The organism is Nocardia sp. NPDC003693 (genome assembly GCF_053981095.1).
The window spans coordinates 164,038-177,201 of record NZ_JBSFNO010000013.1 but is presented as its reverse complement, the minus strand read 5'-3'; the positions used below and the strand labels follow the sequence as shown (position 1 = coordinate 177,201).

The window sequence follows — 13,164 nt, the reverse complement described above, 5'->3', positions numbered from 1 at the left end:
GCGAATGCGACTGCGCCACAGTGTTCCGTACGAGGCAGGCTTCCGGCGCATCCGCCGCGGGCGCGGATTCGGCTACACGGACGCCGACGGTGAACGCATCACCGACCCGGCGACGCTGGAACGTATTCGCGCCCTGGTGATTCCACCGGCGTGGCGGCGCGTGTGGATCTGCGCGAAACCCGACGGGCATATTCAGGCGGTCGGGGTCGACGCGGCGGGGCGGCGGCAATACCTGTATCACGAGCAGTGGCGGCGCGAACGAGACGAGGAGAAGTTCGACCGGGTTCTCGATATGGCCGGGCGATTACCAGAATTGCGACGGCAGGTGAAAGGGGATCTGGGAGGCCGGGGACTCCGCAGGCGCCGGGTCGAGGCCGTGGCGATCGACCTGCTCGATCGCGGGGTGTTCCGAATCGGTGGTGAGGAGTACCTGGCGGAGAACGGCAGTCACGGGCTCGCCACCCTGCTGTGCGAGCACGTGCGGGTGTCGGGGGATGAGATGCTGTTCGACTTCGAGGCCAAAAGCGGTGTTCGGCAATCGATTCGACTCAGCGATCGAGAACTCGCGAAGGCGGTCGCGGCGCTGCTGCGCGGGGCCGAGCCCGGGCGACGGCTGCTCGTGTTCCGTGCGGCGGGCGAAACACACGAGCTGCACGCCGAGCACATCAACACGCGGTTGCGGGAACTGGTCGGTGAAGAGTTCAGCGCCAAGGATATTCGCACCTGGCAGGGAACCGTGGCGGCTGCGCTCGCCTGCGCGCGGTCGCCGGAGCCGGAGTCGGAGGCCGCGCGTAAACGGGCGGAGAAGCAGATCATGACGTCCGTGGCCGACGCGCTGGGTAACACCCCGGCCGTGGCACGCGCCTCCTATGTCGATCCCCGGGTGTTGACGGCGTTCCGGCGAGGAACCACGGTCGCGGCGGCGGTGCGCAGGGCCGACCGCGGCGGCCGTACCGCCGACGAACGGCGCGAGCTGATCGATCGGGCGGTCATCCGTCTGCTGCGCCGGACTCGGTGACCGATACTCAGGCCGAGCCCTCGCGGCGTTCCAGGCCGACGGCGTCGGTCAGTTCGGTGCGGTGGCGGTCGAGTTCGGGGTAGGTCGCGCTCAGCTCGCCCATCAGGTCGCCGAGGGCGTCGGCCAGGGCGTTGAGTTTCTGCTGGGTAGCGTTGTCGGTGCGGGCCTGGGTGTTCTGCAGCAGGGCCACCAGCAGGAAGGTGATGATCGTGGTGGCGGTGTTGATCACCAGTTGCCAGGTGTCGACGCTGGGCAGGAACACGAAGCTGGGGACCCACACGACCACGAGCACCACGCAGAACGCGAAGAAGCCGGCGCGGGCGGCCAGACCGCTTGCGGCGGTGGCGAATCGATCGAAGAACGAGAGGTGGCCCGAGACATCCGAGGGCATCACCTCCGCGTGTTCGCCGTGATGGTCGTCGTGGGTGCCGCTCATCGCATCACCTTCCGAGAACGCGGGCGCGAGTCGCTCGCTCGGTCGCGATGGCAGTACCACCGCTAGCGTCCGGCAAACCGGTTCGGCCTCCGGCGGGCCCGCCGGGGTGACCGGTGAACGGTCACCCCGGCGCGTCGGCGTGCGGGTTGTCGGCCCGGCCGATACGTGGGGTCACACGCCGGGGCGGGGGACGTCGCCGGGCCAGGCGCCGGTCTCGTGGCCGCGCTCCTCGATGAACTGCTTGAAGCGCTTCAGGTCGCCCTGTACGCGGCGGTCCAGAACGCCGAGTTTGTCGCCGACGTTCTCGACGAAGCCCTCCGGGTCGATGTCCATCTGGGTGATCACGCGGGTCGTGGTGTCGTCGATGCGGTGGAAGGTCACCACGCCGGCGTGCTCGGGGCCGCTGTCGGAGCGCCACGCGATGCGTTCCTCGGGGTGCTGTTCGACGATGGTGGCGTCGAATTCCCTTTCCACCGGACCGAAGTGGACCTTCCAGTGGGTGTGGGTGCTGTCGATCTGGTCGACGCGCTCGACACCCTCCATGAAACGCGGGAAGGACTCGAACTGGGTCCACTGGTTGTAGGCGGTGCGGATCGGCACGTTGACGTCGGTCGATGCGGTAACGGTACCCATGGGGGACCTCGCTTCCTGTGTCACGGATGCCGAGGTTCGGCATCAACCGCGTGCTACCCCGGGGGTTCACACGCAAACACGGGGGCGGTGTCAGCGGGCGCGTTCGGCGCGTTCGAGGCGGGTGAAGGCCTCGGCGGGGGTCAGGGGGTCCGCACCGAGGAAGCCGGGGGCGGTGTACTCCAGGAGGTGGGATTCGGCGAGGCCGCCGATGTCGATGGGGGTGAAGCCCGCGTCGCGGATCAGTTCGGTGACAACGTCTTTGGCGAGTTCGTCGTCGCCGGCGAAGAACATGGCCACCGGATCGGCCAGGCCGGCCTGGCCCTGCCTGCCCAGGCGCAGCAGGTCGCCGGCCAGGAAGTGATTGAACGCCTTCACTATTCGCGCGCCGGGCAGGCGTTGCTGTTGCAGCTGACTGCCGGTCAGGCCGGCGGGCAGCTCGATCGGCACGATGTCGGTGAGGGTGAAGATCATGGGGTTGGTCGGATCGATGACGATCTTGCCGGTGAGATCGAGGCCGTGGGCGAGCGCGACGTCGGCGACCCGGTCGAACGGCACCGCCAGCACGATCACGCGGCCGTGGTCGATGGCGTCGGTGACAGACCCCGCCCGCCCACCGGCCCCCAGCGCGGCGTCCGCCGCCCGCTCGGGGTCGCGCCCCGCGAACAGGACGTCGTGCCCCGCGCCGCCCAGCAGCCTGCCGACCGCCGACCCGACCGCGCCCGATCCGATCACTCCGATTCTCACCCGAACCCCCTGGTCCGTAGCCGTGGTGGCAAGTCCGGTGGTCCGCTCCCGAAGGAACGGACATTCCGGTCTCGATGCACCGAAGGTAGGTCGCCCCTACCCCCTGCTACCTCACCCATACCGGGTGAATGCCCCCGCCGGGGGGCGCGGGGGAGCATCACCGTCGAAGCGGCACCGCACCGACCTCGACCCGGACCTACTTCACCCCGATCGGCTTGCCGAAGAACGAGCCGAGCGTCTCGCCGAGGGTCTGGCCCAGCAGACCCAAACCCTCGGGATTCGTTGCCATCAGCGGGGTGTCGGAGACAGCGCACCCGGGGGCGGCGGGCTTGCCGTCGAGGCGGTCGCGCAACCACAGCAGTGCCGTGGTGGAGCCGGAGATCTCGGTGGTCACGTGCTCGCCCAGATGCTCGCGCGTGTACTGGACGCGCGCGGCCGGGTCCTGGCAGTAGGTGTCGACCAGGGTGTTGACCGGTCCGACCGGAATCAGCTCGTCGGGATTGGCCTGCCAGATGAACATCGGCATGTCCGGGGTGGCCTTGCCCATCCGGGTGCGGTCGAGGGTGTCGCGCACGATCGGATTGCGCATCGGATCGCCCTCGGGCACCCGCAGCATGCCCTTCATGTTCGCGAAGGGGAACAGCGCGGTGTTGTACTGCACGCACAGCCCGCCCTTGACGACCTGCAGCGTCTGTCCGAGCAGGTCCAGGTTGCTGTTGAGCAGCGCCCCGAACTCCGGGTACTCGCGGCCGAGACCGATGACGGCGGAGAAGATCATGCCCGCCCAGATCTGACCGTTGCCGATGTCGAGCAGGGGACCGAAGTCGGCGGGCACGCCGCCCTCGGCCGTGCCGACCACGTTGAGTTCGGGTGCGTAGGAAGCCTTCAGCTCGGCGGCGTGCCCGGTCGCGATCGCGCCGCCGGAGTAGCCGTACATGCCGATCCGGGTGTCCGGAGCCAGCCGCATCGGCTCGAAGTCCCGGGCGGCGCGAATCCCGTCGAGGGTGATCCGCCCGGCCAGCGGCCCGGCGCCGAACGCGCTGTCGGGTCCCTGATAGTCGGGAATGACCACCGCCCAGCCCTGTTGGATGGCCGCCTGCGCGATGACGAACTCCAGCGGCGCGACGATCTGCCCGACGGCCGCGGCCGCCGACCACTGCTGCACCGCATAGGAGGGCGCGCAGTAGGCGGCCAGCGAATCCTCGGCCACCTGCATCGAGACGAGCTTGTCGGGTGCGGACCCGCGCGGTTTCAGCACCGTCGCGACGGCCGGAATCGCCTCGCCGCGAGTGTTGTTGGAGCGGAACGACACCTGCCAGGCATCGACGTTGAGCGGGATCACCCCGGCGTTGGCCACGTTGACCTGCCGCGCGGCGATGATCTCACCGGGCGCCTTGCTCGCCACCACCTCGGGGGACGGCCGATAGAAGCCCGGATCCAGTTCCGGGGGCACCGCGAACGCCGGTGCGGGCGCGACCGCGACGGGTGCGGACCCGCCCGGCTCGCCCGTTGCGGTCGCGGTGGTGAACGTGCCCGCCACCGCGGTGAATGCCAGGGCCGCCACGGCCACACGGCCCGGCAGCGACGCGCGCAGCGCCATAGGTCGACTCCATCTGCTCCATGTGAGACCACACTGACTCACATCGAAGGCAGATTATCTTGTACATCACTGTCTAGCAAGAGCCGTCCGAGACAGTGTGCCGCAGTGTTGCCGGTCTCCGTTCCGGCTGCCCCCTCATGGCGCCCGGAACGGAGACCGCGCGTGTCAGAGCAGCTTCCAGTCCTCGAGGCCGTCGTACAGCGGAAGGTCGCGGGCGAGCGTGGAGACCCGCCCGCGCAGCGCGTCGAGATCGGCTCCGCCCGCCAGTGCCGTGGCGATGATGTCGGCGACCTCGGTGAACTCGGCGTCGCCGGTACAGCGGGCAGGTCTTCGGACTCGGGGGCACCGGCCCCGTACGGGGTCCACCTACTGGCCGTCGCTTCCCGGACGCGGGGTCCAGTGCGTGTGACGGCGGTCGTTCCTGCTCACTGCTGCGGGGCAGTCCCGGATTCTCACCGGGTTCCCTCTCACCCGCGGTGGCGTCACCGCCGCGCGGGCTTCGACGCGCGCGATGGGGTCAGGGGCTCCGTGGGCCACATCGCGAGCGAACCAGCTGCGCCACCAGGATAGGCATCGGTGTTCAGTGGCCGGTGCCGGGGGCGTCGCGACCGCCCGGCTCGTGCGCGCCGCCGCGCGCGTAGGTCTCCTCGGGTTCGACGGTGATCACATCGACCACCGCGACCAGTCCGGTGGGAACCACCGCGGCGTCGAAGTGTTCGACGTTCGGGACGAACACCGCCGCGGCGCCGGTGCGGTCGACCGCGACCCGCAGGCGGTGCACCCACTCCTGGGTGTGGGCGTCGAACACCAGGATCTTGGACAGGTCGTACCCGAGCCGGGCCGCGGTGCTGCGGATCAGGCGCTCGTCCCACGGCTGCCGCCCGCCGGAGACGTCCTTGTTCAGGAAACCCAGGGCCTTGGGGCATTCGAACATCACCGGCACCCCCCACCCGAGGCGAGGGGCCGTGGATCCTCGTCGGCGCGCATGCGTTCCATGTCCGGTTCCTTCGGTGTGGATTCATCGAGTGCGCCTGTCGCGCCGAAGATTCGACAAATCGGACGAACCGCTCCGGCGCTGGTCGCTGTATCCAGCGTGCCGCCGCGACCTGCGGCGGACTCACACAATCTGTGGCAGTCTCGATACCGGGGAACCGCTTGAATCGAGGCCGTGATGAGTGAGGAATCGGCTGGAGTCGGCTCGCGAGTCGCGCAGGGCCGCAAGCTCCGGGGGTGGACCCAGGCCCGGCTGTCCATGGAGACCGGACTGTCCACCTCGTTGATCAGCGCCGTGGAACAGGGCCGGCGCGCGGCCACCCCGGCCTTCATCGCGGCGAGCGCGAAGGCCCTGCGCACCAGTACCGCCGAACTGCTGGGGCAGCCGTTCGCGCCGACCAGCGTGGAGGATCGGGAACTGCACGGCGCGATCGCGCTGCTGCGCAACGAACTCGCCGCCTACGACCTGGCCGACTCCGACATCGAGGTGCGCCCGCTCGCCGCGCTAGCCGACGCCGCCATCCGGGCCCGCCGGTACCGGCGCGACGCCGCCGCCCCCAAACTGGCCGCGCTGCTGCCCGCCCTGCTCACCGAAACCCGAGTCCTGGTGCACCGCAGCCACGGTCACGACCGCGATCGGGTGTTCGTCGTGCTGGCCGAGCTGTACTACAACGTGCGCAGCCTCGCGCACAAACTGGGCTACGTGGACCTGGCGGCCAGCGCCGTGGATCGAATGACCTGGGCCGCCACCGCGAGTGGGGATCCGCTGTGGATCGCGGCGAGCCGGTTCCATCGCGCGAGTCTGCTGACCAACGGCGGTGACTGGAAGACCGCGCTCGTTTTCCTGGAGCAGTGCCGCGCCGATCTCGAGGCCCTGCTGCGCGCGGGCACCGACGGAGATCTCATCGCCTGGGGCGGGCTGCATCTGCAGTCCGGGCTGGCGGCCGCGCGGGCCGGGAACCGGGACCTGGCCGATTCGCATCTGGCCGAGGCCGAGTCGACCGCCAAACGCATCGGGCACGATCGCGACGAGGTGCTGGTCTTCGGCCCGACCAACGCGGGCATCTGGTCCGTGGCGCTGGCGGTGGAGCTGATGGACGGCGGGGAAGCGCTGAAAAGAGCCGAGGGACTGTACATTCCGGCGGGCACCCCGCGCTCGCGGTCCGGGCACCACTACATCGATCTCGCTCGCGCCTACCTGCTGCACGGTGACCGCGCCATGGTGCTGGACGCGCTGCACACCGCCAAGGGCATCTCGCCCTCGCTCACCCGCTACCACCCGATGGTGCACGAGACCATTCGCGTGCTGGCCCGGCAGGATGCCCGGCGCACCGATGGAATTCGCGGTTTCGCGGCCTGGTGCGGGGTGACGGTGAACGGCTGAGCGACCCCCGTACACACCTGTGCCCGAGCCGCCCCCGGAAGGTGGGGCGCTCGGGCACAGGCGATTTCAGTGGTTAGGGGTCAGCGCACCGATCGTCGCGTGACCAGGTTGACCAGGAGCAGCAGGATGACGGCGCCGCCGAGACAGGTGAAGAAACTGAACCAGAGACCGCCGCCCTCGACGTCGACATCGAAGAGCTTGAGCAGGAAGCCACCGAGCAGACCGCCGATGACACCGACGACGATGTTGAGCAGGATGCCCTGCTGAGCGTCGGTTTTCATGATCTTGCTGGCAATCCATCCAGCGAGACCGCCAATGATGATCCACCCGAGAATACCCAGACCGAGCATGATGTTTCTCCTTCTATCAGCGTCGCCGAGATCGCCGGCGCTCACTTCCTCACATACCCGCCGCGGGGGAAACGATGCGGGGGTACCGCAGAATCCCGGGTGGCGCGCTGCGTTTCAAGCTCCGAGCAGGGGGAATGCCGGGAGCGACAAGATTGCGATCGAAGGAGATGCTCGGTGTCCATCGCGCTGGGAAACCCGGACGGATCGGCGCTGGAATGCGTCGCGGTGGCGTTGGGATGGGACGCATCGGACCTCGATCTCGTGGTTCACCCCGACGGCACCCTCGAACCGGGGGTGCGGGTCGACTTGAACGTTGCCGCACTGCTTTTCAGTGCTGATGATCAGTTGATGGACGCCGTGTACTACGGGCAACTCTCCTCGCGGGACGGGTCGGTCCGTCACACCGGAGACAATCTGACCGGTGAGGGGGCCGGCGACAATGAGGTCATAGTCCTGGACCTGGCTCGCCTGGCCCCGGAGGTCACGACGGTCATCGTCGTGATCACATCGTACTCCGGTCAGAGTTTCTCGAACATCGCAAACGCGTACTGTCGTCTGCTCGATGCCGGAACCGATACCGAGATAACCCGGTACCTGCTCAGCGGCGGCCCGCACACCGCGCTGGTGATGGGCAAACTCGAACGCACCCCGGGGTTCTGGGCGTACGAGGGCATCGGCGTCGGCATCCCCGCGCTGCACGCGGCCGAGGCGGTGCCGTACGTCCTGCAGTACCTGCACAGTCAGGCCGCGCAATGATTTCCACGAACGGAAATCGACCCCGTTAGGTTTCCGAAATCCCGGGTATCCGAAGAGTACGAAGACGATCCGTAATAGCCGGTGACGCCGGGTATTGGACGAAGGATTCGATATGAGAACATATCGGGACGACGGGAGAACGCGCGTGGTACGCAGCTCGGGTGGTATCAGCATTCTTGGTGTGCTGGTCTTGGTTTGGCTGCTGATCGGCGCCATTGCCGCAGGCCAGCGCGATTACTTCGACAACGCGCCGACAAACTGCGCGAGCACCGGAACCATCGCGGTGACAATTCTCGCCGGTCCGTTGAATTACATGGGCGTGAATCCGAAGATCGACGACTGCAACGTCGACGTTCCGCAGCCCAGTCCCTAAATAACGGCGACCGGCCGCAGCCCGGATCGTTGAACGCGCGAACGCCCACCCGGTGAGAGTCGGCAGCCATACAGCTTCGGCAATGGCCTGCCATTCTCGCACCGGGTGGGCGTAGCGCTGCGTTGGCCAGGGCCACAGGGAAAGCCGTCGAGCGTCTCGACCGGGTCCTTGCGTCTGTTCAAGAGCGCGGACTATAGTCCGTACACCTGTCCAGACAGCATTGGAGTGGTTCATGGTTCTCCCGCCCGCAGACAGCTCGCGGCTCTTGATCGGCGGCAAGCTGACCACCGGCGGTGGCGGTGAATTCGTCACGATCAACCCCGCGACCGAGGAGGCGTACGGGTTCGCGGCCGATGCCGACAAGGCGGATATGAGCGCGGCCATCGAGGCCGCGCGGTCGGCGTTCGACAGCACCGACTGGTCGCGTGATCACGCCTTCCGGGCGCACTGCCTGCGCCAGCTGCGCACCGCGCTGCAGGCCGACATCGAGGACCTGCGCGCGCTGACCGTCGCCGAGGCGGGAGCGCCGGTCATGCTCACCCGCGGCCCGCACCTCGAGGGCCCGGTCGCGGATCTGGAGTTCTCCGAGCAGCTCGCCGAAAGTTACGAGTGGGAAACCGATCTCGGGGTCGCCGCGCCCATGGGTATCCGCAGCCGGCGCGTGCTGCAGCGCGAGGCGGTGGGCGTGGTCGGGGCGATCACGCCGTGGAACTTCCCGCACCAGATCAATTTCGCCAAGCTCGGACCGGCCCTCGCGGCCGGAAACACCGTGGTGCTCAAGCCCGCTCCCGACACCCCGCTGTGCGCGGCGGCGGTCGGGGCCATCATCGCCGAGCACACCGACTTCCCGCCGGGCGTGGTCAATATCGTCACCTCGTCCGATCACGAGCTGGGCGCGCAACTGTCCGGTGATCCGCGCGTGGACATGGTCACTTTCACCGGGTCCACCCAGACCGGGCGCACGGTCATGATCAATGCCGCTGCCACGCTGAAGAAGACCTTCCTCGAGCTCGGCGGCAAATCCGCGTTCATCGTGCTCGACGACGCCGACATCGGCGCGGCCGCGGGCATGGCCGGATTCTCGGTCGCGGTGCACGCCGGGCAGGGGTGCGCGCTCACCACGCGCCTGCTGGTGCCGCGCGCGTCCTACGCCGAGGCGGTCGACGCGGCCGCCGCGGCGCTGGGCCGCATCGTCCCCGGGGACCCGGCCGCACCCGGGACCATCTGCGGGCCTTTGATTTCCGAGCGGCAGCGGGCCCGGGTGGAGCGCTATCTCGATATCGCGCGGTCCGAGGGCGGGCGCATCGTGGTCGGCGGGCGCCGGCCCGCCGCGCGGGACCGCGGGTTCTTCATCGAGCCCACCCTCATCGCCGACGTCGACAACGCCGCGACGGTCGCGCGCGAGGAGATCTTCGGTCCCGTCCTGGTGGTGATCCCCTACGACGGGGACGAGGACGCGATCCGTATCGCGAACGACTCGCCGTACGGGTTGTCGGGCGCGGTCTGGGGCACCGATCCCGAGCGGATCGCCCGGGTCACCGCGGGCGTGCGCACCGGAACGCTGAGCGTCAACGGCGGGGTCTGGTACGCCGCGGACGCGCCGTTCGGCGGCTACAAGCAGTCCGGCATCGGCCGGGAAATGGGCGTCGCCGGGTTCGAGGAGTACCTGGAAACCAAACTCATCGCAAGCATGGCCTGACGCACGTCGTCCGGGAAAACCGCACCGTCACATCATGTTTCACGCACGCAGGAGCTGAACTTGTCACGCTTTACCGGAAAGTCCGCCATCGTCACCGGCGCCGCCCAGGGCATCGGCGCCGCCTATGCCCGGGCGCTGGCCGCCGAGGGCGCGAAGGTCGTCGTCGCCGATCTCAACGCCGAACGCGGCAAGGAGGTCGTGGAATCCATCGCCGCCGCGGGCGGGACGGCGATCTTCGGCGAGGTCGACGTGGCTGACGCCGAATCTGCCACCGCGCTGGCCGATCTCACTCTGCGTGAGTTCGGCGCCATCGACCACCTGGTGAACAACGCGGCGATCTACGGCGACATGAAGCTGAATCTGCTGCTCAGCGTCGACTGGGACTACTACAAGAAGTTCATGAGCGTGAACATGGACGGCGCGCTCATCATGACGCGGGCGGTGTGGAAGCACATGCGCAAGGCCGGTGGCGGGTCGATCGTGAATCAGTCCTCGACCGCGGCGTGGACGTACTCGAGCTTCTACGGTCTGGCCAAGGTGGGGGTCAACGGTTTGACCCAGCAGTTGGCGACCGAGTTGGGCGGGGCGAATATTCGGGTGAACGCCATCGCTCCCGGCCCGATCAACACCGATGCGACCAAGAACGTGACGCCGGACGTGATCGTGGAGGACATGGTCAAGCGGTTGCCGCTCAAGCGCATGGGCACCCCGGAGGATCTCGTCGGCGCCTGCCTGTACCTGCTCTCGGACGAGGCGTCGTGGGTGACCGGGCAGATCTTCAATGTCGATGGCGGGCAGGTCTTTCGCTGATGACGACACCGGAGAACACGGTGGCCCCGGAGGGGCCCGCGCCGCGCGTCGGTTTCCTCGGACTCGGCAACATGGGCGCGCCCATGGCCGAGCGCCTGCTGGACTGGGCCGGCGGCCTGACGGTGTGCGATATGCGCGCCGACGTCGTGACACCGTTCACCGAACGCGGCGCGCAGTTCGCGGCCAGCGGCGCCGAACTGGCCAAGACCTGCGAGCTGATCTGCGTCGCGGTCGTCAGTGACGATCAGGTGCGGGCGGTGGTCGACGGTCCGGACGGCGTGTTGCGCACGGCGGCACCGGGGCTGGTGGTGGCCGTGCACTCGACCATCGGCGATCAGCTGGCCGAGGAACTCGCCGCGCGCTGTGCCGAATACGGGGTGGAGTTCGTCGACGCGCCGGTCAGCGGCGGCGCGGGCGGCGCCAAGAACGGCCGGCTCGCGGTCATGGTCGGCGGTACCGACGCCGCCTTCGCGCGGGTGCGCGCGCCCTTCGCCTGCTTCGCCGACCTGGTGGTGCACGCCGGCCCGGCCGGAGCGGGCACGCGAATGAAACTGGCGCGCAACCTGATCCACTTCGTCGCCTTCACCGCCGCGACCGAGGCGCAGCGCCTGGCCGAGGTGGCGGGGCTCGACATCACCGTGCTGGGCAAGGTGGTGCGGCATTCGGACGCGGTGACCGGCGGACCGGGCGCGATCATGCTCCGCGATCACACCGGCGAGATCGCCGAGGGTGATTTCTGGCTGCCGATTCTGCGGCACGTGCGGAATCTGGGGGAGAAGGACCTGGCGCTCGCCCTCGAACTGGGTGCGCGCCTGCGGGTCGAGCTGCCGCTCGGGGAGCTCGCCGTAGCACGACTGGGACCCGGACTCGGTGTGCCCGCGGACAATTCGACCAGCGAGAAGGAATAGTGATGAGCGATCAGGATTCGGTGAACGGCCAGGAGGCGGCGAACGGGCAGTCGCGCCGCGAGCGCGGACTGGCGAAGATGTCCGAGGTCTACGGCTGGGAGTTCCAGGACGGCCCCGGCGAGCATTTCGCCGTCACCGCCGACCATCTCTTCGCCGACATCTGGTCCCGGCCCGAACTGTCGGTGCGCGACCGCCGCCTGCTGCTGCTGGGCGCGCTCACCGCGCAGGGCCTGTTCGACGTGGCCTCCATCCAGGTCGGCGCGGCCCTGCGCAACGAGGAGCTGACCCCGGAACAGCTGCGCGAGATCGCGCTGTTCCTGTGCCACTACGTGGGCTGGCCGAGCGGAACCAATCTCGACGGGGTGGTCGGCAAGGCGATCGCCGACCACCGGAAGGCCACCGCCAAGTCCGGTCAGTAGCGGATCAGGCTGCGCCCGAAGGGGATCCCCGGCTGCGATCGAGCCCCGTCCCGGTCGTGGACGGGGCTCGGGTGGCGAGCGGTCAGGGCTGATCGGTGAGATAGCCTCCGCGCGCGAAGAACTCGGCGACCGGGGGCTCGGCGCCGTCCGCGGTGCGGACCGCGGTGATGTTCAGGGCATGGTTGCCACCGCGGAAGGCGGCGGGGCCGCTCACCACCGAGGCCTGGCCGTCGAGCACGACCACGCGGCCGGGTGTCCCGCCGACCGGGTAGTCCGAGACGCGGGCGGACAGGATCTCCACGCGCTCGCCGCGGTAGAAGCTGTAGGCGCGGGGGTAGGGGGCCGAGAGGGCGCGGACGAAGCGTTCGAGATCGGTTGCGTCCCATGACCAGTCGACACGGCTGTCGATGTCCGCGCGCTTGTGGAAATAGGTGCGCTCGGCCATGTTCTGCGGGCGCCAGACCGCGGTGCCCTGCTCCAGCGCGTCCAGGGCCTCGTGCACGGCCGCCGGAATCAGATCCATGCCCGCCAGCACGAGTTCGGTGCCGGTCGCGGCCGGGCCGATGGGCACGGTCTTCTGGATGAGAATGTCGCCGGTGTCGAGGTTTTCGTCCATCCGGTGCACGGTGAGCCCGGTCTCGGTGGCGCCGCTGATGAGCGCCCAGAGCACGGGGGAGAAGCCGGTGAACTTCGGCAGCAGTGAGTCGTGCAGGTTCAGCGTGCCGTGCGGGGGCATGGCGTACAGCTCGGCGGGCATCCAGGTGTACCAGCTGTTCACCACGATGACATCGGGTTCGGCGCGCTTGACCAGGTCGATGGTCTCGGTATCGGCACGCTCGGTCAGGTGGACGGGAATTCCGTGCGCACGCGCCAGCTCCTCGACCGAGTCGTTCCAGATCGCCTTGTACGAGGACGCGCTCGCCGGATGGGTGACCGAGAGCACCACCTCGTGCCGCGAATCCAGCAGGGCCTGCAGGGTTCTGCGCCCCCAGGTCTGAAAACCGAACGTGACCACCCGCATTCGGGCACCTTTCTGTCGAG

General features: G+C 68.7%; 15 protein-coding genes, 1 pseudogene and 1 riboswitch. Of the genes and pseudogenes, 8 read left to right on the top strand and 8 right to left on the bottom strand.

Features of this window, described 5'->3' with window-relative positions; genetic code table 11:
• Nucleotides 1-4 precede the first annotated feature (4 nt).
• Nucleotides 5-1,018: a DNA topoisomerase IB gene (locus ACWDOP_RS17175; RefSeq protein WP_456345869.1), complete on the top strand. Its 1,014-nt coding sequence runs from the start codon at nucleotides 5-7 to the stop codon at nucleotides 1,016-1,018.
• 7 nt (nucleotides 1,019-1,025) lie between these two features.
• Here the strand turns inward: ACWDOP_RS17175 and ACWDOP_RS17170 are convergent, their stop codons facing one another.
• The 6 genes and pseudogenes from ACWDOP_RS17170 to ACWDOP_RS17145 form a co-directional block, all read right to left on the bottom strand.
• Nucleotides 1,026-1,454, bottom strand: a complete 429-nt coding sequence (locus ACWDOP_RS17170) for a low affinity iron permease family protein (protein ID WP_456345868.1) — start codon at nucleotides 1,452-1,454, stop codon at nucleotides 1,026-1,028.
• A 171-nt stretch (nucleotides 1,455-1,625) separates the two neighbouring features.
• Nucleotides 1,626-2,087, bottom strand: coding sequence for an SRPBCC family protein (locus ACWDOP_RS17165; protein WP_454205199.1), 462 nt, complete (start codon nucleotides 2,085-2,087; stop codon nucleotides 1,626-1,628).
• 90 nt (nucleotides 2,088-2,177) lie between these two features.
• The gene (locus tag ACWDOP_RS17160; protein WP_456345867.1) at nucleotides 2,178-2,831 is read right to left on the bottom strand and encodes an NADPH-dependent F420 reductase; all 654 of its coding nucleotides are present in this window, start codon (nucleotides 2,829-2,831) and stop codon (nucleotides 2,178-2,180) included.
• Nucleotides 2,832-3,027: 196 nt separating this feature from the next.
• Nucleotides 3,028-4,431, bottom strand: a complete 1,404-nt coding sequence (locus ACWDOP_RS17155) for a lipase family protein (RefSeq protein ID WP_456345866.1) — start codon at nucleotides 4,429-4,431, stop codon at nucleotides 3,028-3,030.
• A gap of 165 nt (nucleotides 4,432-4,596) precedes the next feature.
• Nucleotides 4,597-4,743: pseudogene (locus ACWDOP_RS17150) on the bottom strand (serine hydroxymethyltransferase); the annotation flags it as partial.
• A riboswitch (cobalamin riboswitch) is annotated at nucleotides 4,736-4,921 on the bottom strand. (Overlaps the previous pseudogene by 8 nt.)
• 90 nt (nucleotides 4,922-5,011) lie before the next feature.
• Nucleotides 5,012-5,365 carry a hypothetical protein gene (locus tag ACWDOP_RS17145; RefSeq protein WP_456345865.1) on the bottom strand — a complete coding sequence of 118 codons (354 nt, stop codon included), beginning with the start codon at nucleotides 5,363-5,365 and terminating at the stop codon, nucleotides 5,012-5,014.
• A 237-nt stretch (nucleotides 5,366-5,602) separates the two neighbouring features.
• Between ACWDOP_RS17145 and ACWDOP_RS17140 the strand changes: the two genes are divergently transcribed.
• A complete protein-coding gene (locus ACWDOP_RS17140; protein ID WP_456345864.1) occupies nucleotides 5,603-6,808 on the top strand; it encodes a helix-turn-helix domain-containing protein in 1,206 nt (401 codons plus the stop codon).
• An 80-nt stretch (nucleotides 6,809-6,888) separates the two neighbouring features.
• Here the strand turns inward: ACWDOP_RS17140 and ACWDOP_RS17135 are convergent, their stop codons facing one another.
• A complete protein-coding gene (locus ACWDOP_RS17135; RefSeq protein ID WP_354985458.1) occupies nucleotides 6,889-7,158 on the bottom strand; it encodes a GlsB/YeaQ/YmgE family stress response membrane protein in 270 nt (89 codons plus the stop codon).
• A gap of 174 nt (nucleotides 7,159-7,332) precedes the next feature.
• Here ACWDOP_RS17135 and ACWDOP_RS17130 point away from each other — a divergent pair, with 174 nt between their 5' ends.
• The 6 genes from ACWDOP_RS17130 (at nucleotide 7,333) to ACWDOP_RS17105 (ending at nucleotide 12,123) form a co-directional block, all read left to right on the top strand.
• Nucleotides 7,333-7,914 carry a TerD family protein gene (locus tag ACWDOP_RS17130; RefSeq protein WP_456345863.1) on the top strand — a complete coding sequence of 194 codons (582 nt, stop codon included), beginning with the start codon at nucleotides 7,333-7,335 and terminating at the stop codon, nucleotides 7,912-7,914.
• A gap of 112 nt (nucleotides 7,915-8,026) precedes the next feature.
• Nucleotides 8,027-8,287 carry a hypothetical protein gene (locus ACWDOP_RS17125; RefSeq protein ID WP_454205207.1) on the top strand — a complete coding sequence of 87 codons (261 nt, stop codon included), beginning with the start codon at nucleotides 8,027-8,029 and terminating at the stop codon, nucleotides 8,285-8,287.
• 232 nt (nucleotides 8,288-8,519) lie between these two features.
• Nucleotides 8,520-9,986, top strand: coding sequence for an aldehyde dehydrogenase (locus ACWDOP_RS17120; RefSeq protein ID WP_456345862.1), 1,467 nt, complete (start codon nucleotides 8,520-8,522; stop codon nucleotides 9,984-9,986).
• Nucleotides 9,987-10,046: 60 nt separating this feature from the next.
• Nucleotides 10,047-10,796 (top strand): SDR family oxidoreductase, encoded by a 750-nt coding sequence (locus ACWDOP_RS17115; RefSeq protein ID WP_456345861.1) that lies wholly within the window; start codon nucleotides 10,047-10,049, stop codon nucleotides 10,794-10,796.
• The gene (locus tag ACWDOP_RS17110; protein WP_456345860.1) at nucleotides 10,796-11,704 is read left to right on the top strand and encodes an NAD(P)-dependent oxidoreductase; all 909 of its coding nucleotides are present in this window, start codon (nucleotides 10,796-10,798) and stop codon (nucleotides 11,702-11,704) included. The genes ACWDOP_RS17115 and ACWDOP_RS17110 overlap by 1 nt, the downstream gene beginning before the upstream one ends.
• Nucleotides 11,705-11,706: 2 nt before the next feature.
• Nucleotides 11,707-12,123, top strand: coding sequence for a carboxymuconolactone decarboxylase family protein (locus ACWDOP_RS17105; RefSeq protein WP_456345859.1), 417 nt, complete (start codon nucleotides 11,707-11,709; stop codon nucleotides 12,121-12,123).
• Between the two features lie 82 nt (nucleotides 12,124-12,205).
• Here the strand turns inward: ACWDOP_RS17105 and ACWDOP_RS17100 are convergent, their stop codons facing one another.
• The gene (locus ACWDOP_RS17100) at nucleotides 12,206-13,144 is read right to left on the bottom strand and encodes a methionyl-tRNA formyltransferase (RefSeq protein WP_456345858.1); all 939 of its coding nucleotides are present in this window, start codon (nucleotides 13,142-13,144) and stop codon (nucleotides 12,206-12,208) included.
• Nucleotides 13,145-13,164: the final 20 nt, after the last annotated feature.

Bases quoted from the DNA above. Each gene is read 5' to 3' on its own strand.
- ACWDOP_RS17175 (WP_456345869.1), top strand. From the start codon at position 5: ATGCGACTGCGCCACAGTGTTCCGTACGAGGCAGGCTTCCGGCGCATC.
- ACWDOP_RS17170 (WP_456345868.1), bottom strand. From the start codon at position 1,454: ATGAGCGGCACCCACGACGACCATCACGGCGAACACGCGGAGGTGATG.
- ACWDOP_RS17165 (WP_454205199.1), bottom strand. From the start codon at position 2,087: ATGGGTACCGTTACCGCATCGACCGACGTCAACGTGCCGATCCGCACC.
- ACWDOP_RS17155 (WP_456345866.1), bottom strand. From the start codon at position 4,431: ATGGCGCTGCGCGCGTCGCTGCCGGGCCGTGTGGCCGTGGCGGCCCTG.
- ACWDOP_RS17145 (WP_456345865.1), bottom strand. From the start codon at position 5,365: ATGTTCGAATGCCCCAAGGCCCTGGGTTTCCTGAACAAGGACGTCTCC.
- ACWDOP_RS17140 (WP_456345864.1), top strand. From the start codon at position 5,603: ATGAGTGAGGAATCGGCTGGAGTCGGCTCGCGAGTCGCGCAGGGCCGC.
- ACWDOP_RS17135 (WP_354985458.1), bottom strand. From the start codon at position 7,158: ATGCTCGGTCTGGGTATTCTCGGGTGGATCATCATTGGCGGTCTCGCT.
- ACWDOP_RS17125 (WP_454205207.1), top strand. From the start codon at position 8,027: ATGAGAACATATCGGGACGACGGGAGAACGCGCGTGGTACGCAGCTCG.
- ACWDOP_RS17120 (WP_456345862.1), top strand. From the start codon at position 8,520: ATGGTTCTCCCGCCCGCAGACAGCTCGCGGCTCTTGATCGGCGGCAAG.
- ACWDOP_RS17110 (WP_456345860.1), top strand. From the start codon at position 10,796: ATGACGACACCGGAGAACACGGTGGCCCCGGAGGGGCCCGCGCCGCGC.
- ACWDOP_RS17105 (WP_456345859.1), top strand. From the start codon at position 11,707: ATGAGCGATCAGGATTCGGTGAACGGCCAGGAGGCGGCGAACGGGCAG.
- ACWDOP_RS17100 (WP_456345858.1), bottom strand. From the start codon at position 13,144: ATGCGGGTGGTCACGTTCGGTTTTCAGACCTGGGGGCGCAGAACCCTG.